The sequence below is a fragment of the Desulfofundulus thermobenzoicus genome, assembly GCF_009428905.1.
GTDB lineage: Bacteria > Bacillota > Desulfotomaculia > Desulfotomaculales > Desulfovirgulaceae > Desulfofundulus_A > Desulfofundulus_A thermobenzoicus.
In genome coordinates, this window is the sequence record NZ_WHYR01000006.1 from 19,058 (window position 1) to 43,855 (window position 24,798).

Genomic DNA, 24,798 nt, shown 5'->3' on the forward strand with positions numbered 1-24,798 from the left:
GTGCACCAGATATTCGGGCGGCAAATCCGCTCATACAACCGGTTGTTGACTTTTTAACCTCCCCAAGGGGTCTAACCCCGGCTACGGGTATTTTGCCCGGTTTCACAGCAACCGTTTTCCGGGTTGGCCTGCTTCCCAGATAAAAGCCGATAGTGGCGGTTTTACTGAACAATTACTGGTTATGGTTTTCATACTTAATAGGTACCGTTCAGTTGACCACGTACTAGCTGGCGCAGTGCACACAGCGTCCTTCTTCCTGGAAAATGACCGGCCCGTCCACATGGGTCAGCTCCCGGTAGGCCCGGATCAATTCCCAGGTGATCTTGCCGGGCCGGCCGGTGCCGATGATCCGGCCGTCCAGTTTCACCGCCGGGATCACTTCAGCGGCCGTACCGGTAAGGAAGCACTCATCGGCATTATAAATATCATGGCGGGTAAATAGTTTTTCCTCCACCGGAATACCCCTGCTACGGGCTATTTCCATTACCGCGTTGCGGGTAATCCCTTCCAGGATGCCCACATAAGGCGGCGGGGTGATCAGCATACCTTTTTTCACGATGAAAATATTGTCACCGGTGGCTTCGGCCACATAACCCTCCTGGTTGAGCATTATGGCCTCGGGAGCCCCCACCAGGTTGGCCTCCATCTTGGCGTAAATATTGTTCAGGTAGTTCAAGGACTTCACCCGCGGGTTGCAGGCCTCGGGCAAATTGCGCCGGGTGGCCACGGTCACCAGTTCCAGGCCTTTTTCGTAAAGCTCATCCGGGTAAAGCTGGATGGAAGCGGCAATACAGAAAACCGTGGGCTCCGGACACTTGCGGGGATCCAGGCCCAGATCGCCCCGCCCCCGGCTGACCACCAGCCGGATGTAGGCATCCTTTAAGCCGTTGCGCCGGCAGGTTTCCAGCACCACTTCCGTCATCTCATCCCTGGTCAGGGGAATCTCCAGGCCGATGGTGTGGGCCGACTCATACAGCCGGTCGATGTGCTCAGCCAGCTTGAAGACCCGGTTGTGGTACGCCCGGATCCCTTCAAAAACGCCATCGCCGTACAAAAGACCGTGATCAAAAACCGATACAACCGCCCTTTCCTCCGGAACAAACTGGCCGTTAAGATAGATAGTCAACCCCACATTGCACACCCCTTTTGTTTAACAAATTTTCATTTCACAATTACCTGATGGCCTGTTAAAAGACCGTTTTTCTGATGGCAAACAGGTTTCCATGTGCATATCCCGTAAATTTCGGGGATAGTTATAAGCTGAACCAGCCCCGCGGCCAGGATGTCGTCAAAGTACGTCTGGCCACCGAACATCCGGTGTCCATGGAACAATTGTTTACTATAATATAGACACCGGTGGTGACTCTGACGTGGTTCTGACCCCGCGGCATCCTCTTGCCGGACCTGATAATGATACTCTTCCCGGCAGCGTTCCCACCGTCCCTTTAAAATCCGCCGTCCCCCATCAAACGGGGGATATGTACAATCAACACTCCCCTCACCCCCTGCAAGACGATCATGGAAATAAAAAAGACCCGCCCGATATTTTCCAGTAGAGTGGAACCTATCCGCTCGGGTCTTTTATCCCCACGGTGTAACCGCCGGAAAAACCTTCCGCCGGCCTGTACCGCTCGGTCCAGTCCCTCTTTTTTAGAAGACGAAACGCGGCCCGCTTGGCCCGGATACCGGCCGCCCTGGCCACAGGTGCGGTCCCTCTTCTTTGAGGCGGAACCCTAGGTACACTTCCCTCTGCAATTGCGTATACCCTTTTATTATTTTAGTACTACAGCGTAACACTAAATTAACATGCGGGCAACAGTTCCCACTGCCAGCCTATGAGGGGTTGATGTCCCTGGAGCCCCCAGAATACATATGGGATGAAGTTACGCTGTAGTGTTAGGATAAATTTAAACCTCCCGCCCGGCAGCCCCCTAAAGCTGCCAGGGACGAGAGGTTGTTCCTCGCGCGGTACCACCCTGCTTGCCCCTGCCTCACGGCAGGGACCCCTTGCGTGTCCCCATCAGGACACGGTTTTGGTAACGGGTAACCAGCCCGTCCTGGCTTAATCGGTCACCTTTTCAGCGGTGCCTTTCAGCCGGCGACTCCGGGGCGATCCTTTCACCTGTTCCGGCACCGGTTTGCAGCTACCCCGGCTCTCTGCAGCCTGGAAGGCAGGCTACTCGCTCCCCTTCACCGTCTTTAACCAATAACTTGTTATCCAGTATACTGGGTTAAAGGAATGGTGTCAAGAATTTTTTCGTTAAATTACCGTAAAAGTCGTGTAAACTACCGTGTGTCAGGGAACCGGTGGTGGTGTGTCAGGGGACGGTTCTCTGACATGTGTGTCAGGGGACGGTTCTCTGACACATTTGCGGTGTGTGATGTGTGACAAAGAACCGTCCCCTTGACACACTTGATACACTCTGACTTATCGTCCCCTGACTCACTGGTTCTGCAGCCTCTCCCGCGCCCGGGCTATGGCTTCCCGCACCGCCTCCGGCGCCGGGCCGCCCAGCACCCGGCGTTTGGCCACACACTGCCGGATATCGATGGCGCGGTAAACATCATCCCCCACCGCCGGGGCGAACTGCCGGAACTCGTCCAGGGTCAACTCCTCCAGGGATTTGCCCTGCTCCAGGCAGTAGTAAACCAGCCGGCCCACCATGGCATGGGCCTCCCGGAAGGGCACGCCCCTGCCCACCAGGTAGTCGGCCAGGTCGGTGGCGTTGGTGAAACCGCCCCGGGCGGCCCGGGCCATATTCTCCCGGCGTATTTTCATGGTAGCCACCATGGGGGTGAAAACGGTCAGGCACTTTTTCACCGTGTCCACCGTATCAAATAGGGCTTCCTTGTCCTCCTGCATGTCCTTGTTATAGGCCAGGGGCAACCCCTTGAGCATGGTCAACAGGCCCATCAGATGACCGAAAACCCGGCCGGCCTTGCCCCGGCTGAGCTCCGCCACGTCGGGGTTCTTCTTCTGGGGCATCATGCTGCTGCCGGTGGAAAAGGCGTCGTCCAGCTCCACAAAGGCAAATTCCGCCGATGACCAGAGGATGATCTCCTCGCAGAAACGGCTTAAGTGCACCATGATCAGGGCGGCGGCGGCCACGAACTCCACCATAAAGTCCCGGTCGCTCACCGCATCCAGGCTGTTTTCCGCCACGGCGGCAAAGCCCAGCTGTTCCGCCACATACGCCGGGTCCACCGGGAAGGTGGTGCCGGCCAGGGCGCCGGCCCCCAGGGGCAGTACGTCCGTGCGGCGCCGGCAATCCCGCAGGCGCTCCACATCCCGGGCAAACATCTGCACATAGGCCATGAAGTGGTGGGCCAGGGTGACGGGCTGGGCCCGCTGCAGGTGGGTGTAGCCGGGCATCACCGTATCCAGGTGCTCTTCCGCCAGGTCCAGCAGGGTTTTCTGCAACTGCTCCAGAAGGCCGGTTACCTGATCAATCTCGTCTTTAAGATAAAGGCGCACGTCCAGGGCCACCTGGTCGTTGCGGCTGCGGGCGGTGTGCAGCTTTTTGCCCGCCGGACCAATACGCCGGGTGAGCAACTGCTCGATATTCATGTGGATGTCCTCGGCCTCCACGGAAAACTGTACCCGGCCCGCTTCAATATCGGCCAGGATTTCCTCCAGGCCGCTAACAATTTGCTCCGCCTCTTCCGGGGCAATGATGCCCTGCCGGGCCAGCATGCGGGCGTGGGCCTGGCTGCCCCGGATGTCGTAACGGTAGAGGCGCTGATCGAAGGATATGGAAGAATGAAAATCATCCACCAATCCGGCGGTGTCTTTCTGAAAACGTCCTCCCCAGAGTTTGGTCACCTGTAAACACACTCCCAACAAAGTAGTCGCCGGCAAGAAATAAAACCTTTTAAATAATATCACCGCCGCCGAAAAATGAAAAGGGCTCAGACTTTTTATTGTTTTCCGCAGCAGTGCTTGCATCTTTTCCCGCTACAGCAGGGGCAGGGTTGATTGCGGCCAATCCTGGGTCCTTTTCTTATGGGTTCCGGTTTTTCATCCGGGATCCCAAACATCATCCCATAGGCCGGCCAGTTTCCTGCCCCGGCCCGGCAAACTTCAGGAAACTTTTGCGGGGTATTGAACAGCGGGCCATATGGGTTTATGCTAAAGGTGACGTATACCGCCCACCATTTGACCGGTGGAGGTGAAATCCATGTCTTTGCGCGAAAAGGGCTTTAAAAACCAGATTCTGGTGCTGATTGCCGTGCTTTTGATCCTGCCCATTGCCCTGGCCGTCTACATGGTCCATGTTATCCACAACACCCAGCTGAGCATGGTGGAAAGCCACAAAAAGAACCTGGTCAAGGCCATGAACCTTTTAGACCGCAGTTTCCCGGGTACATTTGATGATTTACTGGCCGCCGCCGGCGCCGCGGATGCACCCCGCCGGGACAAGGTGATATTGTTGAACCGGCAGTTAAAGCCGCTCATCGAAAGGGTAAAGGAACACTACCCCGATGCGGAACTGGGTTTTTACTCCCGGGATCTGGACGTGATCCTGGACGGGGAGGAAAACAACTACGGCGAAAACTTTTCCCGGCGGCGCAAGCAGGCCTTTGACGAAACGGTCAACGACAACCGGCCGGTGATGCAGGCCCTGGGTATCTCCGAAGGAGGACAGCTGGAGATGTACCAGCCCCTGGTCCGCCAGGGCCGGGTCATTGGCGCCGTATGGGCCACGGAAAATCTCTCCGCCATCTACCGGCGGGTGGACCAGGTGCAGCGGGATGCCTATCTGGTGATCGTGGTGGGTGTGCTGGTGGGTCTGGGGGGGGCCTTTGCCCTGATCCGCAACCTGGTGACGGCGGTAAATCAGGTGAAACAGGGGGTGCAATTGCTGGAAAGGGATCTCACCCACGTGCTGCCCCCGGCCAGCGGCGAACTGGGGGAAATTTCCTCCGCCATCAACCACCTGGCCACCAAACTGGTCAACGTACAAAATTACAACGAAATCATTCTGGCCAGTATTGATGACGGCGTGCTGGCCACGGACCTGAACGGAGTAATTATCGGGGTTAACGCCGCCGCCAGGCGTATATTGGACCTGCCGGACGACTGCCTGGAAAAGCCCCTGGAAGAGGTTTTCCCACCCGGCACACCCTTTTATAATTATCTGACCGCGGCGTTGCACGAACACCGGCTGGTCAAGGACCAGGAAGTGGTACACCAGGCCGGGGAACGGGGAACACTGCACCTGTTGATCAGCACAGGACTGATGACCAACATCCGCCGGGAAATAGTGGGGACCGTCATGACCTGCCGGGACATTACCGAACGGGTGCGCCTGGAAGAACAGATGCGCCGCCAGGAGCGCCTGGCCTCCCTGGGCAAGCTGGTGGCCGGGGTGGCCCACGAAATCCGCAACCCCCTGACCTCCATCAGCGGCTACACCCAGTTCTGGCAGAAAAACCATACCCCGTCTCCCCGCTCCCTGGCCATTATCCACCGGGAAGTGGCCAGGTTGAACACCATTGTGGATAAGCTCCTGCACTTTGCCCGGCCGGCCCGGGCGGTGTTCGGCGCCCACGACGTAAACGCCCTGGTCAACCGGGTGGCCCAGTTTTTCAACGACGCCCACAATTCAGAGATAGAGATTACCAGAGAACTGGCGGAAGATCTGCCCCCGGCCTGGATGGACCCGGACCAGATGGAACAGGTGTTGTACAACGTAATCTACAATGCCGCCCAGGCCATGTCCGACCGGGGTACGGTGCACATTACCACCGGTTTCGACCGGGAAAAGAATTTAATAGAAATCCGGGTGAAGGACCAGGGGCGGGGCATCCCCCCGGAAATAATGCCCCACCTGTTCGACCCCTTTTTCACCACCAAGCCCAAAGGCGCGGGTCTGGGGCTGGCCATTGCCTACGAAATCATGCGTGCCCACGGGGGGGAAATTCAGCTGGAAAGCCAGCTGGGCCAGGGCACCACCTGCCGGATTTTCATTCCGGTAGCGGAAGGGGGAGACATGGTTTAAAATCTGATATATTAAATCTGTCAGACAACTGACGGGAGATGGGGACCTTGCAATTAATTTTCATGAAAAGAGCGGTCACGGCTCCGGAAGCGACTCTGGCGGTGGCTGAAAAAACCCGCGCCGCGCTGGCAGCTATTTACGCCCGCCGGGATTTGCCCCCCGGCGCCCGGGTAGCAATTACCGCCGGCAGCCGGGGGATTGCCAATTACCTGACCATCATGCGTACAGCGGTGGAGTTTATCCGGGAGCGGGGCGGGAAGCTCTTCCTGGTGCCGGCCATGGGCAGCCACGGCGGCGGCACGGTGGCCGGGCGGCGGGCGGTACTGGCCGGACTGGGCATCACGGAGGAAAGCGTAGGGGCGCCCGTTTTGGACTTGCCCATGAAAACGTTCTTTTTCGCCATTGGTTATGAAAATTAGGCACAGAGACACAAAAATCCCAAGAGAACTGGATAGACGAGATACCAGGGAAATATCTGTACCTTATATATCTGGCAGACAGGATTATATCAATACCTCTGTCCCGTAGCATGGAACCGTTTTTTAACTCATCCTGATAATGTGTCAGAGAACCGTCCCCTGACACACTCCTGATAATGTGTCAGAGAACCGTCCCCTGACACACTCCTGATAATGTGTCAGAGAACCGTCCCCTGACACACTCTGACACACTTGACACACTTGTTCAGGGGGTAAGACGAAGATGACGTTAATTCAAAAACTGGCCGCCGTGGTCGGTCAACAAAACGTTTTCAGCGCCCCCGATGAGCGCTACGCCTACAGCTACGACGCCACCTTCCGGCGCCACCGGCCGGACGTGGTGGTGCGGCCGGCGAACACGGAAGAGGTTGCGGGGATCTTACGCCTGGCCTGGGAGACGGAAACCCCGGTGGTACCGCGGGGGGCGGGGACGGGCCTCTCCGGCGGGTCGGTGCCGGTGCGGGGCGGAATCGCCCTGGATCTTACCCGGATGAACCGGATCCTGGAGATCAATACCGACGATCTGCTGGCCGTAGTGGAGCCGGGGGTGGTAACGGATGATTTTGCCCGGGCCGTGGCCGAAAAAGGCTTTTTCTTCCCGCCGGACCCCTCCAGCAGCAAATCCTCCACCATCGGCGGCAACCTGGCCGAAAACGCCGGCGGCAGCAGGGCCTTCAAATACGGCGTAATCAGGGACTACACCCTGGGGCTGGAAGTTGTTCTGGCCGACGGGCGGGTCATCCACACCGGGGGACGAACCATTAAAAATGTCTCGGGATACGATCTGACCAGACTTTTCGTAGGATCCGAAGGGACCCTCGGGGTAATCACGCAGGCCGTCCTGAGGTTCATCCCCCCGCCCGAAGCAACCCGAACCCTGCTCACCTTTTTCCCCCGCCTGGACGACGCGGCCCGTACCGTCAGCGCTATCATCGCCCGGGGAATTACGCCCGCCGCCCTGGAGTTCATGGATGACCAGAGTATCCGGGTGGTGGAAGAATATTTGCACCTGGGCCTGCCCCTGGATGTGGAGGCTTTGCTCCTGGTAGAGGTCGACGGCCCGGCCGCCGTGCTGGCGCAGCAAATCGCCGAAATAGCCGCCCTGTGCCGGGAAATGGGCTCCCGGGAATTGCGGGTGGCCAGTACGGCCAAAGAAGCTGAAAACCTGTGGAAGGCGCGCAAATCCATTTCCCCGGCGGTGGCCCGGATCAAGCCCACCAAAATCTCCGAAGACGCCACCGTGCCGCGCAGCCGGATTCCCGAAATGGTCAGGCGGCTGAAAGAAATCGCCGCCAGATACGACTTAAAGATGGTGATTTTCGGACACGCCGGGGACGGCAACCTCCATCCGAACATCATGTGCGACGAACGGGACGCTGACGAAATGCGGCGGGTAGAACAGGCGGTGGCCGAGATTTTCCAGGCCGCCCTGGAACTGGGCGGCACCCTTTCGGGCGAACACGGCATCGGCTTTATGAAGGCGCCCTTTATGCCCCGGGAACACGGCGAAAACGGGCTTTGGGCCATGCGGTCAATCAAGCAGGCCCTGGATCCCAGGGGAATCCTGAACCCGGGGAAAATTTTTCCGGCGGCCCAAGACACAAAAGTAATATTACCCTGACGACGGGGAATATTTTTTCCCTGTGCCTTTTTTAGAAACTTAATGCCCGATCTTTTCGTATGGAGGAACGCAATGCTGGTTAAAAAAGGTGCTCCGGACCCGTTGCCGGAAGAACTTTATTTGCGGTGCGTGCACTGCGGGATGTGCGTGCGGACCTGCCCGCTCTTTCAAGAAACGGGACTGGAAATGGATTCGCCCCGGGGGCGGGTCCAGCTGCTGCGGGGCTTCAGCCTGGGGGAACTGGCCGCCACCCCGGGTCTGTTCCGAACGATCTGGAACTGCCTGGACTGCCGGGCCTGTGAGGCGGCCTGCCCGTCGGGCGTGCGGCCGGGGGCGCTGGTGGAGAAGGCGCGGGACCGTCTGGGCAGGCTTGAGAAACGGCCCGGTGCGGGGATTCTCTTGCGGGAACTGGCCATGCGCTTTCTTTTTCCATACCCCCGGCGGCTGGAGCTGGCGGGGCGGTTCCTGCGATTTTACCAGCGTTCCGGACTGCGGACGGCGGCCCGGCGACTGGGCCTCCTGAAGCTATTTCCGCCCGCCGTCAGGGAGATGGAACGCATCCTGCCGGCGGTCCCGGCCAGAACGGCCAGGGCAATTCTGGCCAGGGCCGACAAAAACGGGGAAGGCGGGGCAAGGGCAGGAAACGGCCGCACCGCCGGTCTCTTTTTGGGCTGCGTGATGGACGTCCTTTTCGCCGGAATAAACCTGGCCACCGCCCGCCTCCTGGAGCGCCACGGCTTCCGGGTGACGGCCCCGGCCGGTCAGGTCTGCTGCGGTGCCCTGCACCTGCATAACGGAAACCGGGCAGGGGCTGTAAAACTGGCCCGCCGGAATATCGACGCCTTTCTGGCGGCCGGGGTGGATTGCGTGGTGACCAACGCCGGGGGCTGCGGGGCGGCCCTTCTGGAGTACCCGGAAATACTGGCCGGCGATCCCGTCTATGCGGACAGGGCGCGGGAATTTGCCCGGAAGGTAATCGACATTGCGGAGCTTCTGGCGCAAACCGGCTTCGTCCCGCCCCGCGGCTCTTTTCCCCACCGGGTTGCCTACCAGGCTTCCTGCCACCTGAAAAACATCATGGGGGTGGCAGACGCCCCCAAACGGCTGCTCCGGCAGGTGTCGGGACTCACGCTCCTGGAGATGCCCGACGAGGCCCGCTGCTGCGGCGGTGCCGGCATTTACAACCTGACCCACCCGGAAATGGCCGGGGCCCTTTTGCGCCGCAAGATGGCCGATATACCGCCCGGGACGGAAGTGGTGGCCACCGGCAACCCCGGCTGCCTGCTGCAGCTACTGCATGGGGCGGAAAAATACGGCCCGCCCGTGCAAGTCAAACATATCGTCGAGATCCTGGAAGAGGCTTATACGGCAGGTGAGCACAAATAAGTTGCGTTAATTTAATCCAATTCAACCTGACAGCGGACCGTCTCTTTCGGTCTTCCTATCGGAACAGGCAGGCACGGACAGTAAAGGGCGGCCAATAATGACCAGAGCGCCGCGGGTGGAGGGAAAGCTCTGGCTGCCGGAAAAACACCGGCTCAAGGTGTGGGAGCTGCTGCTTTTCGGCGCTCCCTATAACGTTGAGTTAATCAGAGGCCGGGACGGCCGGTACAGGGTGCACATTACCTTCACCATAACGGCACCTGAACCGGTGACCAGTTCCAACCGGGGCTACCTGGGCATGGACACCAACCCGGACGGGGTGGCTTTAGCCAACGTCAATTATTTCGGCCAGCCCGAACCCTGGCCGGAGGGTTTCGAGGTACCTTACCCGAAGGCATTACACAAATTTGCCGGGGAATTCCAGGTGACAGTGCAACCGAACGGTTTTCTGTACATCAAGATACCGGAACTTGCTTACAGCCGCGGATACCGGCGCACCTATCTGATAGGCGTGCTGGCCAAAGTGGTGGTGGACATCATCCTGCAACACTCCCGCAATCACTTCCCGAAACCCCTGCCTGATTTTTTGCCGCTTTGCTGATGGTTAAGAGTTCCATAGTATATTGCAACTGCTTTGTTATGTTTTATCAATATTTGTCGGCCTGTTGGTAGCTGCTGCAAACCTCCACCTCAAAATTGATTTATATCCCGGTTAATTTCAATCTGTCAACCCATATCCAATGTAACACACTTATTTTTATTTTAACAACCATTTACATCATATTATAGAAATCTACCTTATAAGCCACCCATAATCCTGCCTACAATCCACAATATAGTCAACGTAGACCGTCTGATCCTTGACTTGGTATAAAATGAGATACCATTTCTTAATAAACATCTTGTGGTATTTGTTTGGTGGAATAAACTCGGCCTCCAGAAACGGGAAACGCTCCGGCATTTGGTGAAGGGAACGGATGGCGTCCATCAGGTCGTTTTTGATTTTGCGGGCGGCGGTGGGACTTTTCTGCGCCAGAAAACGGACATGGCCCGCCAGCATTTGACGGGCGCGATCGGAAACAATCACCTTATACTGAGGCTTCTTTTCCATGTTCCACCTCATCAATAATGCTGTCCAGATAGCTGTCCAGTTCATCCGGCGTTACTCCGGCGCGTCCGGCCAGACGGTCTTCTTCGACGGCCAGCAGTTCTTCCCGCAGCTTCAGCATTTTTTCACGGCGGGTAAACGCCTCTATATCCATCACCACGAGATCGCCCTCGCCGTTTTTGGTAAGATACACCGGCTCACCTGTAGACCTGCACAAATCCGCTATTTCATTATAGTTCTGCCGGATGCTTGCGGACGGTTTAATGTGCATGGTATCAACTCCTTGTAGTAAAATTCTAACCATATTATAGCTCTCTCATGCTATGGAATCAACTGCTTTGGTTAGAACCTGGTTAGAACCTTTCAATTTCCTGCGGCCTTCTTATCTCTAACGCTATTTTCAAATAGACGTTGTAATCCTTTCCGCGCTGGGGCGGCTCGTCGGAAATGGTGAAAAGCAGCTGGCACCCCAAGCTAAAGAAGCAGGAGAAGGTGCTTTCCAGCGCCTTAAAGCACTGGGACGGCCTGACCGTCTTTGTAGACAATCATTAGTTCCGATGGACAATAACATTGCGGAGCGAGCTTTGCGGCCGGGCGCCCTAGGGGCGCAAGAACTATTACGGCACCCACTCCGAGTGGAGCGTCAAACTGCTGGCCTCATCCATGTCTGTTCTGCAGACGGCGGAAAAACATAATCTGAACGCCCTGGCCTATCTCCGGTACTACCTCGACGCCTGCGCCAAGTCGGGCGGTCCCCCACCGGACTTGGAGAAGTTCCTGCCTTGGAACATCCCGGACGAGATTATCAGAGAGTACGGCATGGCAAGGGGGAGGGATCATCCTGCTAATTTCCCGCTCACCATCTGCGACCGGTCACTCAATCTTTGCGACATCGAGCTGATCCGTCAGATCATTCTATCCGATCCCACGGCCAGCCGGGTGCAAATCTCCCGCGAGGTCTGTCAGGCCTGGTCCTGGTTCAAGCCGGACGGTGGCCTTAAAGACACGAGCTGCCGGGTGCTTCTCCTCAGGCTGCACCGCCTGGGTCTGATCGCATTGCCGGCGCCAGCAGGTCAGGTTGGAGAAGTAGAGGCCCTCCCGACGAAGAAGTGCACCCAATTCCCCGGGCTCACATGAATCCTCCTTACGCAGGATACCCAGTTTATACTCGGCTGTAAACTTCCGGCGTTTCGGTTTCTCGATTACCTCTGGATCTGGTGGGGAGGATTGTTCTTCTCTCACAAATATCTGTAAAAAAGGGGCAAACAGTATTTCCCTAATGCTGCCCAGTTAATTAAGATAGAACGATCCTCTACGGATCTGCGCGGGGAAACCCCAAAAATGAAACCGCCTATTTTGTGACCAGCATGGCTACCGAAAAAGCAGATTCTAAAACATTACTGGAACTGGTCCGGGGCCACTGGACGATTGAAACTTCATTACACTGGGTTCGGGATGTAACTTTTGATAAGGACCGCTCCCAGATTCGGACGGGGTCTGCCCCGCGCGTTTTTGCTTCTATACGAAACCTGGCCATTAGTCTCTTGCGTTTACATGGTTTTAAAAACATTGCCTCGGGATTACGCAAACTCAGCTGGAACGCGGAATTGGCTCTGGCCATGATCGGGGTTTAGACGATTTGACTTTGACGTTACCTTGGGGGTGAAGCAGATTACGGTACCATGGGCGAGACCCGGCAGCGATTTCACCTTGCTGTTTGAATCGCTGATCATGCTGCTGGCTAAGGATATGCCTGTAAAAGCTATTGCTGAGCTGGTAGGAGAACATGACACTCGGTTATGGCGGTGCATTTGCAAAAGACTTACGGGAACACAAGGGGAACCCTAACGCTATTAAGACAGTATGCTGTGATCTTTCTCCTGCCTTCATTGCCGGGGTTAAGCCCGCCATGCCTCAGGCGCAATTGGTTTTTGACCGTTTTCATGTCATGAAAATTATTAACGAGGCTGTTGATGAGGTTCGCCGGGATGAAGCCAGACAAAATGAAACGCTAAAAAAGACCCGCTACATCTGGCTTGGCTTTCCGTCAAATAAAATCTTTTCCCTAATTTTACATGACTTCCAGCCAGGCCGCCAGCGGTTTATATGGCTTAGAAAAGCAAAACAGGGCAGCCACTGTTTGAGGCCGCCCAGTAATAACACCCACCGTGCATAAAAAAACAACCTTATCTTTTAAGCCCCGACCATATCAGATAAGCCACCCCACCAACAGTGCGATTAGTGCCCAAACGGTCAGCCTGGACCCAACTGATATTCTGGTTTCCGAGCATAGAACATTTTTCCAGGACTATGGAACAGGGAATTCATAACTGATATCTGATTCCTTTATCCAACCATTTTCCATTCCAGCTGGTAGACGACAGTATGCCCATCCATTTTCCCTTCTAATAATACTTAATACTGAGTGAGCATCTGACCAGATAATTTTAGATTCCGGATCAGGCCTTGAGTATATATTCTTGCCACGAATGAAACCTTGATTAGGAGCAATGTTTTTCATATTTGCACTATAATCATTACTTTTCAACCACCCTTTCATTGGAGGATAGCTAAGGGGAACGCATTCTACAGAGGACCATTCCTCGTTGCCAACCACCTTCTTTTCAAGAACCTTTACAAGGTTGCCCTTTTCCAATGCTAACACAGTTTTGGCGTTAGATGAAGGCTGTTCTCTAATAACTGTGCTAAAACGGATTACCCTTGTTTCCGGGCGCACATCATGTGAGACAGGACTGCCTCCTTCCCGATCTAAACAACCATTGACAGTAACTAGTATGCTTATAAAAACTATCAGCAGCAAATAAAAACCATGTTTCTGCAAACATAGACCTCCTTTCCCGGGTGCAACTATTTTCAAGCATGAATCACTGATGGAGTTCTCATATATATTTCTGGCTCTGATAGTCTATTGCATTATTTTGATAGAATGAGTCTAAATGAAATACTATTATAGCTTTACCTCAAACATCTTCATTAATATTTTGACGCCTTATAGCATGATATGCTGATTCAACTTCAGATGCATTTCGAACCGTGTGAGCAACCCTGTCATAAGCATTGAGCTTTGTTGCTTCGTATAAGATGTAATTACCATAGCCATCTCGTTGGTGATAGAGCATTATATGATCGGACTTATTCCACGCATCACCAAATTTAAGTGAGCTAGGGCTTACCCTAAAAGATATATTTGAGCTATCTAACATTGTCGTGTCATATTTTTTATCGTTCAACCCCAAACATCTTTGTACATATCCCGAACAATCTACACCACATGTTCCAGAAATATAATATCCATCAGTATTAATATTACCGCAGGTCCATCCACTCCCCTGTCGACTTTGGAAGCTCGCAAGACTATCCGATCCACCCCAGCAATAAGGAACAGATTGGTAATTTTGATTGGGCGCAGTGATATATCTTGGTCTTATAGAACCACCGGTTGTATTGTAATTCGACTGACTGCAGTACCACGTCCAACTCCAATAAGATTGAGCTGTTGATTGTATCAATGATCTATTTACCGTAGGAAGTGATTGGGTTATTACTAATGAATTTTTATCAGTAGTAGTGCTGTCGGCCAGAATCTCATTTGCCTCAACCCGGCTAAACTGGTCAAGCGCCGATTTATAATGATCTATCGGAGTAAAGTTGACTTCTTCAATCTTAACCTCGTTTATCCCGGTATTTAAATGATACACTGCGGAATTAGCTAAAACTGTATCGTTACTTACATACTTACATTTCCTCGGCAAAACAGCTATGGCTTTTATGGTACCATCTACAGAAACCTTTTTAACCAGGTCCTCAAAATGAGTATTATAATTGGCATCTAATTCAAATTCATGGGTTTGTATAACTAAATCACCGTTTACTTCACCTAAATAACGAGCGCCTCCAATCCAATGATTAGACTTGATTAATATTTCTTTAGTTAATTTATTGTTTATATCAAAGAACGATATTTTGCATGCATGACCAACATCATAACCCTTTTCCTTGATTAATGTGGTTTTATAAACCTTACCATCAGGAGTTAGGCGCCCCTCGATAATATTGTTTATTTTTGCCACATTGTTTATCAACTCAAAAACATAAGATATTCCGCCTGATTCATTAGCCAATACAACAAAAGGGAAACCATGATCATTTACTCCAAAATCAATCAATGTATCTAGTGACAATCTCTGAATCTTGAAAAATAATAAATTACTGTTGTGAAGCTTACCTATAATCCCTTTTCCCGGATCTACAAGGTATAAATTGTTGTTTTGATCAGTAGCTATTTTTACTGGTGTTATTATATTTTGATCAAACTCATGGATGCCATCTTGTTTACCCTCGGAATTAATGGATATTACTCTATTCTTTGCTGTATCAAGTATATTAAATCCCCCATTTGGCTTTGGGTTAAAGCATTCAGGACCCAACAATTGACCAGCTCCCGTTTGCTCAATATATTCAATCTGGTTACCTGCGGAGCCAGTGGGTATTGTGACCTTAATCTCATTGGCACTCACAATTGAGGTAAATGTTAATGTTACTACCATTACTAACAATACAATTAGATTCTTCATAATTAATACCCCCTAGCGGCTTATTGCCTAATAATAAAAATAAACATTCGTAAATAGCATTATTCTCTCCCCTATATCGTACTGAATCTGCTTAATTAAGCCCCTTTTTATTCCTCCTTTCTTGACCAAAATGGCAATTGCTACATCCATACCTATTATATTTCCAATATAACACCATGTCAACCAGTATTGTCCGAAAAGTGGATTTCCTTGTCTGAAACCAGCTTTTGGCTGTCCGAACATGGCTAAACAATGGCTAAACAAAAAGAGGATCGCGTTCTGGCGCGACCCTCTTCAACTCCCGGGCAATGCCAGTATTTTTTCCAACTCCCTGGCCTTGTTTGAGGCTAAAAGGGCCTTTTGCTGCGTGCCTGAAAAAGTAATTTCGTAGCTGTTTTTACCCCAGGGGCGGATTTCCCTGACCATATTCAGGTTGACAATGTAGGCCCGGTGGGAGCGGAAAAAAGTGTTGCCGGGCAGCCTTTCTTCAATGCTGTTCAGGCTTTCCGTAGTATTGAGCTTTTCTTCCCTGGTTAATATAACGGTTTTCCGGTCTTCTCTCGTAATCAGGATAATGTCTTGAGTATCTAAAAATATAAGATTTTCATGTTGCCTGATTACAAGCCTGGCGGGTGTTGTTCTGGCAGCAACGGGTGGGGTGAATTCTTTTACCGGAACCGGCGCTCTTTGCGCCTCCTGTTGCTTGATTCTTTCCATGGTTTTTTTAATGCGGTCAAGCTTGAAGGGTTTTACCAGGTAATCATAGGCATAAACTTCAAAGGCTTCATGGGTATAGTCCGGGTAGGCCGTAGCGAATATCAGGATGGTTTGCGGGTTGATGTCGCATATATCCCTGGCCAGTTCCACGCCGTTCTTCCCCGGCAGGTCAATGTCGATAAAGATCACCCGGGGATTTAGTTCTTCCATCATTTTTATGGCGGTGATGCCGTCACCGGCTTCTCCCAGCACTTCCACGCCGGGTATTTGGGATAGCGTTTTTCTGAGGATGTGGCGCATGGCCGGGTCGTCTTCGGCAATCAACACCGTGAGCATGTTACGTCACAAACCTTTCCGCCGGATTATTTCTTCACGGGCGGCACCGGCTGGTAAAGGATAAAAAAGCTGGCCGGTTTAATCCCTATGGCGGCCACAGCCAGGGCCGTCAAAACCACGGGGGTGTACAGCAATTTCTTCAGCAAACGCACCGGTTTCACCTCCTTTGCCCGCAAGTTTGGCCATAAAATGGTCGGCGCGGGCCACCAACCCGTAACCCAGGGGGGTAAAGCTTAAGGTTTGCATGGTTAAGGCCAGAAGGGAAGCCAGCAAAAGGGAACCGTTTACCCGGCTTGCCAGGTGCAGAAATAATGCGGCCCATAAAGCCAGGTACAGCAGGGACAAAAACTTAAACGTCATTATTTCCCGCCGCCCGCCCATGGCGCGGCAGGGAACTTCCGCGGGTGCCCATTTAAATGTGCAGGCTGCTGCCCCCAGGATGACAATAGCAGCCATACCGGTAAGCAATGGCGTGGTTACGAATTTCGCCATGCTTACCGCAACCAGGCCGGTAAGCAGGTATACCGTTACTCCCAGGACCAGGCACCGCCCGTAGCTGCTGCAGTGGGCGCCGCCGCTAAGCAGGCGAAAGGAACCGGCGGCGGCCAGCGCCAGGGCTACCTGGGGCAAAACATTGAACAGGTAAGCCAGGGAAAAAAGCAGCGCTCCCTTAATTAATGTCCCCAGGATTATTTCCAGTCCGTAACGCAGCTGGTCTGTTTTATCTTTTTCCAGGCCGGTCGCTTGCGCCATATGTGTAGCCATGACACCGGCCAGATTGCTTAAATCAATCATGACCTCCTGGCTCCTTTAACCGGTTGTACTTGGAAAATCGTTTTCGTTGCCGTCATGTATAAATGGCTATCTGCGACGAGCTGTGCAGCCCATATGACATGAAGGACGGCCCGATGAAACGGAAAGATAACTCTTGAAGCTAAAACCTGGCTTAAATATTTTTGTTCTTCCCCGAAGAACTTCCTACATTCCTCATCCACCACACAAGTGCGCTGCCGTCTTCCATTGGAGCATAAACAGGGTAATCAGGTATGCTTGTACCTCTCCAGGCGATATCAAACCCGTACATCATATGTGTTCGATTTACCAAATAATTATCGGCAGGACAATGGTCATATAACCACAAATAGAGATTTTAATTACCAGGGATAAAGTACCACCTTTAGATGTCAATGGTATATTGCGGGCTTAACCGAACACGTATGATTTTCGGCTATGTCGTTGTCTAATATTTATCAAATGCCGGTTTTTGCAGTTTTATCAAGCTTATAAATACCAATTAACAATAAAAACATGCCTATAGCCCATAGGACTGCATTGCTTCCAATAAATAATGAGTTATTTTCAGCAGCCATATGAGATTGTTGCATGTTAGCATTGCTTAAAAAAGATACCCACCTAATAATTGTGATCGATAATACTATTAGATGACCTATTAACCATACATAAGCAGCTTTCTTTGTACTTATCCATTGGCCAACTACAAAAACAAGTGATATTCCCATCACAATGAATACACCAATATAAAGTATTTTTATTGTTTCTTGTTCCATTAGCATAATAGACACCTCTTTAGTTGGGAATAATTACAGAAAAGTTCTCCTTAATCACAGGAGCGTAATAACAATGTAAATAAAAACAACTTTTTCACTTTTTATACCTCCCTATCTCGTATAAAACTCTGGTAGTTGAAAACAAACCAAATAAATGGTTTAATATAGTTGTAATAGTGGTTATGAGCGGTAATTCTACGGGCACAAGGTTGCGAGGTCAGTCTGTACCCGGTTTGCCTCCCAAATCACTATTGCTTTTTTGTGGTGGATCCCGGGGTTTGTAAACCAACATGTTCATTCACCTCCTGATATCACATTAATCACAAGTCACAGCCAAGGGTTACATTGCCGAAATTTTTCAATAATCCTACTAATTAATCATGTTTTTTATGATGGTAGGACAGGTTGTCCATGGCGATGCTCTTACAAAACGACATTTACCATTTAAGTTTTAATGGGAATGTTTGGTATTTGTTAACAGTTAAACTTTCTTGCCTGTTCCACGTTTATGTGCACCCATTGTATCTCCCACAAAACTCCAGGTCAACCAATCTTGTCTAGAAAGTGGATATCGTTGTCTGAAAACAGCTTTTGGCTGTCTGAAACTGGATTTTGGGTGTTTGGAAGTAGCGGCTTGCGAAATATGAAAAAGAGGGTCGTATTTTGGCAAACCCTCTTTTTCTACCAGGACTAAAGCCAGTATTTCCAGTTCTCCGGCTTTTGTTTGCGGCCAGTATTGCCGTGTGCAGTGAGTAAGAATATTTATTGTCTATCGTTTTACCCCGGGGTGAGGTTTGCCCTGATCGCGTCCAGGTTGACAATATAATCTGGTAGCAACATTGGCCTCGCGGCCCGAGCCGGTGCCCGACCGTTAAAAGGTTGGCAATATAGTCCGGTGGCAGCAAAACAAAATGGACACCGTTTAGCCTTGCCTCGATGCTTGCTTTCCAAGATCGCTTGGCCATATGTGCGGCCATGACGCCGGTCCAGCCTGTTTAAATCAATCATGACCTCCCGGCCCCTTTGTCCAGTATATGCACCGAGAAAATCGTTTCATTGCCGGCATGTTCCACGGTTATCCGGCCGGAGTGTTTTTCCACAATTTCTTTTACAATGGCCAGCCCGAGGCCCTGGTTGTTTTTCCCGGTGGCATAATGCGGTCCGTACATTCGTTCCAACATTTCGGGTGGCATTGGGTCACCCGTATTGGCTACGGTGAAAACATATTCCCCGGGCTCCCGGGTGATCTCCAGCCTCACGTGGCGTTGACCACCTGAGAAAGCACCTGCGGCCTTGATGGCATTGTCCAGGAGGTTACCCAGCAGGGAGCTGGCCTCCATGGGGGTTAAGGGAATATTCTGGAGGCTGCAATCCACCTGAACGGAAAAGTTTATGCCCCGGGCTTCGGCCAGCCCCGCCTTGGCAAACAGCATGGCGCTGATGCCGGGATTGTCGGTTTTTACCACTTCCGCCGGGTTGGAGATATCCAAAAACATTTCCTTAACGTAGCGACGGGCTTCATCGCAGGAGCCGACCTCCAGAAGGCCGTAAACAGTTTGCAGGTGATGGTTGAAGTCGTGGCGTTGTTTCCTAGCACCCATGGACAGGACTGCAACGGCAACCAGGATCAAATTAAATGAGGCTACAAACATGTCAGGATATAATTTGGGAAAGGCGCCGGTTTGGGAGACGAACAGCACCATGTTTAATACAGCCAGCAACAGCAGGGGCAACAAAAGCAATATATACAAATTCAAGTATGCCTTTTCGGTCCTTTTTCCAGTATCGTTCAGGAGTGCCAGTTGGTTGAGCCCGGAAGCAAAATCCAGCAGGTGAAAATTGTACCGCCGGCAGGATATAATAAACAAGAGAATTAAAACTGCTTCCGGCAGGAAAACGGCTATACGCATATAGTCGGTGGCGATTACTTCTTCCAAAGTATAACCGGTGATGCTTAACAACGGCGGCAGGATGGCGGCTTCCAGGGTCCCGTACACCACCAGCCCCAGCAGGGCGATAACGGCAACTCTCCGCCAGGACAGGCCGGTGATGATTCTTAAAATCAATATATAAACGGTTACCTGGACCAGAGTGTGCAGGCCGAAGGGGCTGGGGGAGAGCCTGATGAAATACGAGGATACCGTCTGGGCCGCGCCTATGCTTATTAAATGCCGGGGGGTTACTTTAAGGCCCGCCAGTTGAAAGCCCAGCATGGTTACCAGCAGCGCCTCCGGCAGGGAAACCAGAAGCAGCGAGAACAAAGACATTTTGTCCAAAATGTCTTTCCTTCCCAGTATTTTACACGCAAGCCCGGATTTCCTTTTGCCATTGTCTGAAAAGTGCTTTTGGCTGTCTGAAAAGTGGATTTGGCTGCTTGAATAATTAAAAGCATGAAACGCCAATTCCTGGCTGTCACCACTTTTCATGTTTCCATAATAAAAGACGCAGAAAAGTTCTTCCAGGTTCCAAGAAAATTTATTCTTTTTGTGCATTTATTCGACATACTTTTATGTATGGTGAGCTCTTAGGAATAAGCAATCCCCGTACGGTGCTTAAGGAAAGCATCGATGCCGTAAAGGAAATAAAGGGCGTATCGTTACGGTAGGATCTATTGGCTACCATGGCCATAATAGCCGGTGGCAAATACCCGTCAGAACTGGTACTGCCGGTGATTTGGGCTACCGTTAAAAATAATCTTTTCATCTACATTTTTCAGGAATCTTTCACCCAAGCCGCCAGCTAATGGAAGCCCGGACGGTGGTGGACGAGCTCAAGGCGCAGGGCAGGCTGGGCAACCGTGTCATCATCGAATCGAACTGGGCACCAGCGGGCCGTTCACCCGGGAACAACTGGTGTCCCTGCTCGATTCACTGGGACCTGTGCAGCAGGTGGTGCTGGTGAACACCCGGGTGCCACGCCCATGGGAGCGTGTGGTGAACACCACCCTGGCGCAAGTGGCGGCGACTTACCCGCATACCACCCTGGTCGACTGGTATGCGGCCAGCGCCGGCCACGATTCATTCTTTGCCCCGGACGGTGTCCACCTCACCCCGGCCGGAGCCCGGTTTTACGCCGCCCTGGTGGCCGGGGCGGTGCAGCCGGACAAAGGTTAGTTTTTAATACCCGGGTTAATATGGCTTAGAAAAGCAAAACAGGGCAGCCGGCGCTTGAGGCCACCCAGTAAAAGCATCCACCGTGCACAAAAAACAACCTTAGCTTTTAACTTCCGACCATATCAGATAAGCCAGCCCAACCAGCAGTGCGATTAACGCCCATACAGTCAGGCCTGGACCCAACATACTTAGCAATTCCCTAAATATTTCACTACTAGTAGTTTTCAATGATGAATCGATTATTGCCGCTCATAAATACCTTGTACAATATAGCATTACAGCTATAAAAATGAATATTACTCCCGTCCCCCGTCTAGACATTTATAGAGACAGTCGATAAACCCCAACTAAAAGCATAATTCCTTTTCCCAATCAGTTCGTATTGATAGACAATAGTGTAACGAGGTCAGCTTCAAGTAACCGTAGGCATATCCTTCACCGGCGATCAGCTCACAAATCCATTCTTTAACCTGTTCGTTGCTGATAATTACACCGGATTTTGTTAGGGTGTAGTGAGATTTAGGACGACCACCGGTATGATACGATTTTTAGGTTTTGGTCTTTTATGCATTTTGTAGTAATACGTGGAACGGCTAATCCCAATAATTCTTAGTACAAGAGATATTTTGTAACCTAAAGATATCCATTTTCTAGCAATATCTATTTTATCATCAAATGTGGGTTTGTTTTTTTTAGCAGGTCACGGAGAATGGCAATTTCCAGGTCTTTTTCTCCGAGGAGTTTTTTGAGCTTTTCATTCTCCTGTATAACCGCTTTATGTTCTTTGGGGGAACATGATATCCTTAGCGTCTCCCCATTTTCCTGCCCTGTCGGGTGAAGGGTTCCATGCTTCTTGTAGGTTCTTATCCAACGGCTGACAAGGGATGGAGCAACATCATACCTGCGACCAACAATAGAAATTAATGAGATGGAAAAGGCCAGACATCTTCTGGTAATTGGGCGGCCTCTGGATTATTTATTACTTTTACGTGGCCCTGGGTTTCCTTATAACCCTTTTCCGCTGGTTCGGTGTTTTCGTAGAGAAGGCGAACCAGAATACTTTTTCGGTAGGCCACCACTGGGTGAAGATCCCGATTATCCAGAAAAGCAATTAATGCTTTGGCATTTTCTACTATTTCGGTCAGCCGCTGCCGTCGGAGGGTTTCATTGGGTTCAGGTTTTATGGCCTTGGATAATTCTCCCTTCAGGTATTTGGTGATATCCAGTTTAATGGTGATTATCCTTATCACCTTATTTCAATAATCTTACATTAGATCATAACCAAATACTACTGAATGTTATTTATTGGTAAATGGCTCTGGGGAGTTTTCGACAGTCTCTTGAAATTTACATCATAATTATTATGAACTGAGGGCATCGACCCCAATGTAAACCGGGACCGCTTGTTGTCTCCCTGGGTAAAAGCGGTCAATTCCCAGTTAATTAAGGCCAATATTTAACATATTTAGTAAACCAATCACGAATGAGCATGAATGGGTCAATCTGTTCATAGCTTCTAAAAACAGTATGTTTTATTTAAATAATTTTTTAATTTTTTTCCATATATTTTTGAAGACTCCCACGAAGACTGTATTAAAGTGATTCATAATTCTCATAAAAATATATATAATAATTGTATTGACTATTATAATTATTACATAATTTAAAGTATAATTGTCCATTATTTATAATCTCCTCACTCATTAGATACGAAATTTGGAATACTAAGATAAATCCTTCCTTCATTTTTGAATTTACGCTTGACTTAAATATAATGCTAAATAAAAATGTGTTGACAGATGCACACCAACAAATTAATTTTCTTCGGTAGCATTCCTATAATCAGGAGTAGTGGGGCTTGGGGAAAAAAATCTGGTATGGTTTAATTGTCAACAAAACCACCAATACTAGGGGGGATAACCAATGTATAACCCCCTTTCCCAGAAACTGGCCATGATCACACCCAAAACCTTAATTGTAGGTGTTGACGTGGCCAAGCACACCCACTACGCCCAAATGATTAATTTACGGGGGGAGGGACTGCACAAGCCGTTCCCATTCGAGAATCACAGTTCTGGCATTGATGATCTGGTTCTAGAAATCAGAACGAAGCAGTTTAAAAACGGCCTTTCCAACGTTCTAGGAGCCTCACTCCCAGTAAGGTCTCTCAGTAAGGTTGTAATATATCCCTTTATCTTGCGAAGGTGAGTGATAATTATAACCAGGTGTACCGATATATGGCAGGTGTTATCCATATTAATATTGGGACTGCTTGCATGATAATTTTTCGCGCGCCCTTATCTCCACGCTTTAACCTGGCGGTATACCCTCTCATGTTTCCCGGGATACCAATGGACCGTGCCGGTTCCCGACTCTCCTTCCCCAGGGGTGGAGGCCATTGTGCTACCTAACGGGGTCTACTTGCCCCCATGGATTGATTTTTGGCTCTCTGCGCTGCTTGATTGTCAAGGTTCATGTAGCAAAGGCATTGTAACGATGCAGTGTTTGATGCAACCAGCGCCTTCCGCCTGCAGTTCGGTAGAACGGAACTTGACTTTGACACCTAAAATTTAGAAAGCCTTGAGGCTGTAAGAATGAGGTTACTTCCAATTCCTGGACCCCTTAAATTGTGCCACGCGAAAAGTCGAGTAATGACAAGGGTTTCAGGGATCGCTGTCAAAGTCCAGGTAAGGAAATCTGAAACAGGTATGGGCCGTTGGCCGCACACCATTCTAAGCTGCTGTCTAACCATTCAGCTTATTGAAGAGTCGATATTAAGGTGAAGCAACCATTTTTATACCAGTCTAATGCGGGTGTCATCTTTGCTAAGGTGATAATCACGGTCTTACCTTAACTAAATAACCATGTTACCTTTTCCATGTTACCAAATAGTTTCAAAATGTTGTGAGTAAGGCATAAGAGTAGCCACTCCCCGCGAACTAACTCCAGTCCGCGGAGCAGGAGTCTCCGAAGTCATGGGCCTCTTTGATTTGACCAAATACCAGCTCAACCGTCTGCTTCCGCAGAGCATATTTAGGCTGATCAATTTTGGTCCGGAACTTTTATGGCACCATCTTCTGAAACTTTCTTCCGGCCATAAATGGCAATTTCTACATCTATGTCTATTTTATTACCATATAACACCATGTCAACCAGTATTGTCCGAAAAGTGGATATCCTTATCTGAAACTAGCTTTTGGCTGTCTGAACATGGCTAAACAATGGTTAAACAATGGTTAAACAAAAAACGGATCGCATTCAGGCGCAACCCTCTTTAATAGCCGGGCAAACCCAGTATCTTTTCCAACTTCCTGCCCTTATTTAAGGCTAAAAGGGCCTTTTGCTGTATGTTAGAGGCGGAATGACACGGGCAACCGTCACCGGGAGACACGGGGGCGGCACGAAGGTGAAGCGGGGAGCGTCCCGGTGGTGCACCGGACGGGAGGGGGGATTTCCCCATGCCTGAACCGTTCAGGGGCAACGGCCCTATATAGCCGGACTGGACGGACTGCGGACTCTGACGGTACTGGCTGTTATCGCCTATCACCTGAACCTGGGCTTTGCTCCGGGCGGGTTTCTGGGTGTGGGCGTATTTTTTGTGTTCTCCGGCTATCTGATCACGGACCTGCTGGTGGCCGAGTGGCAGGGTAGCGGGCAGATCAACCTTAAAAATTTCTGGCTGCGCCAGGCCAGGCGTTTACTGCCGGCACTGGTGCTCATGTTCGTGGTTCTGGTGAGCTGGATCACGCTATTTGACCCCGCATTAACTGCATCACTTCCCAGGACCACCGCCATCCCGGGCTTCACCCGGACAGAACCGGATTACCCCGGCGTTCCGGAAGAAAGACGGGATAGACCTGCCGGCTCTTCCACCAG

Annotated in this window: 21 protein-coding genes and 3 pseudogenes; 10 read left to right on the forward strand and 14 right to left on the reverse strand. The window is 50.9% G+C overall.

What is annotated here, in order from left to right:
• Positions 1–223 precede the first annotated feature (223 nt).
• Both ilvE and argH read right to left on the reverse strand, forming a co-directional pair.
• Positions 224–1,132 carry a branched-chain-amino-acid transaminase gene (gene ilvE, locus GFC01_RS03325; RefSeq protein WP_341473729.1) on the reverse strand — a complete coding sequence of 303 codons (909 nt, stop codon included), beginning with the start codon at positions 1,130–1,132 and terminating at the stop codon, positions 224–226.
• 1,311 nt (positions 1,133–2,443) lie between these two features.
• Complete coding sequence (gene argH, locus GFC01_RS03330) at positions 2,444–3,823, reverse strand: argininosuccinate lyase (protein WP_341473730.1); 1,380 nt, start codon at positions 3,821–3,823, stop codon at positions 2,444–2,446.
• A gap of 355 nt (positions 3,824–4,178) precedes the next feature.
• Here argH and atoS point away from each other — a divergent pair, with 355 nt between their 5' ends.
• The 5 genes from atoS (at position 4,179) to GFC01_RS03355 (ending at position 10,086) form a co-directional block, all read left to right on the forward strand.
• A complete protein-coding gene (gene atoS / locus GFC01_RS03335) occupies positions 4,179–6,002 on the forward strand; it encodes a two-component system sensor histidine kinase AtoS (RefSeq protein WP_152945225.1) in 1,824 nt (607 codons plus the stop codon).
• Positions 6,003–6,049: 47 nt separating this feature from the next.
• Positions 6,050–6,421 carry a hypothetical protein gene (locus tag GFC01_RS03340; RefSeq protein WP_152945226.1) on the forward strand — a complete coding sequence of 124 codons (372 nt, stop codon included), beginning with the start codon at positions 6,050–6,052 and terminating at the stop codon, positions 6,419–6,421.
• A 283-nt stretch (positions 6,422–6,704) separates the two neighbouring features.
• Positions 6,705–8,102, forward strand: coding sequence for an FAD-binding oxidoreductase (locus GFC01_RS03345; RefSeq protein ID WP_152945227.1), 1,398 nt, complete (start codon positions 6,705–6,707; stop codon positions 8,100–8,102).
• A 72-nt stretch (positions 8,103–8,174) separates the two neighbouring features.
• Positions 8,175–9,488: a (Fe-S)-binding protein gene (locus GFC01_RS03350; RefSeq protein WP_194174783.1), complete on the forward strand. Its 1,314-nt coding sequence runs from the start codon at positions 8,175–8,177 to the stop codon at positions 9,486–9,488.
• A gap of 97 nt (positions 9,489–9,585) precedes the next feature.
• Positions 9,586–10,086, forward strand: a complete 501-nt coding sequence (locus GFC01_RS03355; RefSeq protein ID WP_243137197.1) for a hypothetical protein — start codon at positions 9,586–9,588, stop codon at positions 10,084–10,086.
• 192 nt (positions 10,087–10,278) lie between these two features.
• Here the strand turns inward: GFC01_RS03355 and GFC01_RS03360 are convergent, their stop codons facing one another.
• Both GFC01_RS03360 and GFC01_RS03365 read right to left on the reverse strand, forming a co-directional pair.
• Complete coding sequence (locus tag GFC01_RS03360; protein WP_152945229.1) at positions 10,279–10,596, reverse strand: type II toxin-antitoxin system RelE/ParE family toxin; 318 nt, start codon at positions 10,594–10,596, stop codon at positions 10,279–10,281.
• Positions 10,574–10,864, reverse strand: coding sequence for a type II toxin-antitoxin system Phd/YefM family antitoxin (locus GFC01_RS03365; protein ID WP_152945230.1), 291 nt, complete (start codon positions 10,862–10,864; stop codon positions 10,574–10,576). The genes GFC01_RS03360 and GFC01_RS03365 overlap by 23 nt, the downstream gene beginning before the upstream one ends.
• Positions 10,865–11,256: 392 nt before the next feature.
• Between GFC01_RS03365 and GFC01_RS20130 the strand changes: the two genes are divergently transcribed.
• Positions 11,257–11,730: a hypothetical protein gene (locus GFC01_RS20130; RefSeq protein ID WP_152945231.1), complete on the forward strand. Its 474-nt coding sequence runs from the start codon at positions 11,257–11,259 to the stop codon at positions 11,728–11,730.
• On the opposite strand, the pseudogene GFC01_RS19220 reads toward GFC01_RS20130, so the two are convergent.
• Positions 11,614–11,862, reverse strand: a pseudogene (locus GFC01_RS19220) (hypothetical protein); the annotation flags it as partial. The gene GFC01_RS20130 and the pseudogene GFC01_RS19220 overlap by 117 nt on opposite strands.
• Positions 11,863–11,900: 38 nt before the next feature.
• On the opposite strand from GFC01_RS19220, the gene GFC01_RS20135 reads away from it, so the two are divergent.
• Together GFC01_RS20135 and GFC01_RS03385 are read left to right on the forward strand one after the other, a co-directional pair.
• A complete protein-coding gene (locus GFC01_RS20135; protein WP_423244363.1) occupies positions 11,901–12,227 on the forward strand; it encodes an ISAs1 family transposase in 327 nt (108 codons plus the stop codon).
• 152 nt (positions 12,228–12,379) lie between these two features.
• Positions 12,380–12,769 (forward strand): transposase, encoded by a 390-nt coding sequence (locus GFC01_RS03385; protein ID WP_152945234.1) that lies wholly within the window; start codon positions 12,380–12,382, stop codon positions 12,767–12,769.
• A gap of 132 nt (positions 12,770–12,901) precedes the next feature.
• Here the strand turns inward: GFC01_RS03385 and GFC01_RS03390 are convergent, their stop codons facing one another.
• The 7 genes from GFC01_RS03390 to GFC01_RS03420 form a co-directional block, all read right to left on the reverse strand.
• Complete coding sequence (locus GFC01_RS03390; protein ID WP_152945235.1) at positions 12,902–13,435, reverse strand: SH3 domain-containing protein; 534 nt, start codon at positions 13,433–13,435, stop codon at positions 12,902–12,904.
• A gap of 139 nt (positions 13,436–13,574) precedes the next feature.
• A complete protein-coding gene (locus GFC01_RS03395; protein WP_152945236.1) occupies positions 13,575–15,188 on the reverse strand; it encodes a hypothetical protein in 1,614 nt (537 codons plus the stop codon).
• 294 nt (positions 15,189–15,482) lie between these two features.
• Complete coding sequence (locus tag GFC01_RS03400; protein WP_152945237.1) at positions 15,483–16,241, reverse strand: LytR/AlgR family response regulator transcription factor; 759 nt, start codon at positions 16,239–16,241, stop codon at positions 15,483–15,485.
• Between the two features lie 26 nt (positions 16,242–16,267).
• Positions 16,268–16,360, reverse strand: coding sequence for an AgrD family cyclic lactone autoinducer peptide (locus GFC01_RS20140; RefSeq protein ID WP_423244364.1), 93 nt, complete (start codon positions 16,358–16,360; stop codon positions 16,268–16,270).
• Positions 16,320–17,036: an accessory gene regulator ArgB-like protein gene (locus GFC01_RS19225; RefSeq protein WP_152945239.1), complete on the reverse strand. Its 717-nt coding sequence runs from the start codon at positions 17,034–17,036 to the stop codon at positions 16,320–16,322. Before GFC01_RS19225 ends, GFC01_RS20140 begins: the two co-directional genes overlap by 41 nt.
• A 455-nt stretch (positions 17,037–17,491) precedes the next feature.
• Positions 17,492–17,815 carry a hypothetical protein gene (locus GFC01_RS03415; RefSeq protein WP_152945240.1) on the reverse strand — a complete coding sequence of 108 codons (324 nt, stop codon included), beginning with the start codon at positions 17,813–17,815 and terminating at the stop codon, positions 17,492–17,494.
• Positions 17,816–18,813: 998 nt separating this feature from the next.
• Positions 18,814–20,076, reverse strand: coding sequence for a sensor histidine kinase (locus tag GFC01_RS03420; protein WP_243137200.1), 1,263 nt, complete (start codon positions 20,074–20,076; stop codon positions 18,814–18,816).
• Positions 20,077–20,661: 585 nt separating this feature from the next.
• Between GFC01_RS03420 and GFC01_RS03425 the strand changes: the two genes are divergently transcribed.
• The gene (locus GFC01_RS03425; protein ID WP_152945242.1) at positions 20,662–20,922 is read left to right on the forward strand and encodes an SGNH/GDSL hydrolase family protein; all 261 of its coding nucleotides are present in this window, start codon (positions 20,662–20,664) and stop codon (positions 20,920–20,922) included.
• A gap of 920 nt (positions 20,923–21,842) precedes the next feature.
• On the opposite strand, the gene GFC01_RS03430 is transcribed toward GFC01_RS03425, so the two are convergent.
• Both GFC01_RS03430 and GFC01_RS19230 read right to left on the reverse strand, forming a co-directional pair.
• Positions 21,843–22,172: a hypothetical protein gene (locus tag GFC01_RS03430; RefSeq protein WP_152945243.1), complete on the reverse strand. Its 330-nt coding sequence runs from the start codon at positions 22,170–22,172 to the stop codon at positions 21,843–21,845.
• 1,600 nt (positions 22,173–23,772) lie between these two features.
• Positions 23,773–23,957, reverse strand: a pseudogene (locus GFC01_RS19230) (transposase); the annotation flags it as partial.
• 518 nt (positions 23,958–24,475) lie between these two features.
• Here GFC01_RS19230 and GFC01_RS19235 point away from each other — a divergent pair.
• Positions 24,476–24,613: pseudogene (locus GFC01_RS19235) on the forward strand (hypothetical protein); the annotation flags it as partial.
• Positions 24,614–24,798 lie beyond the last annotated feature (185 nt).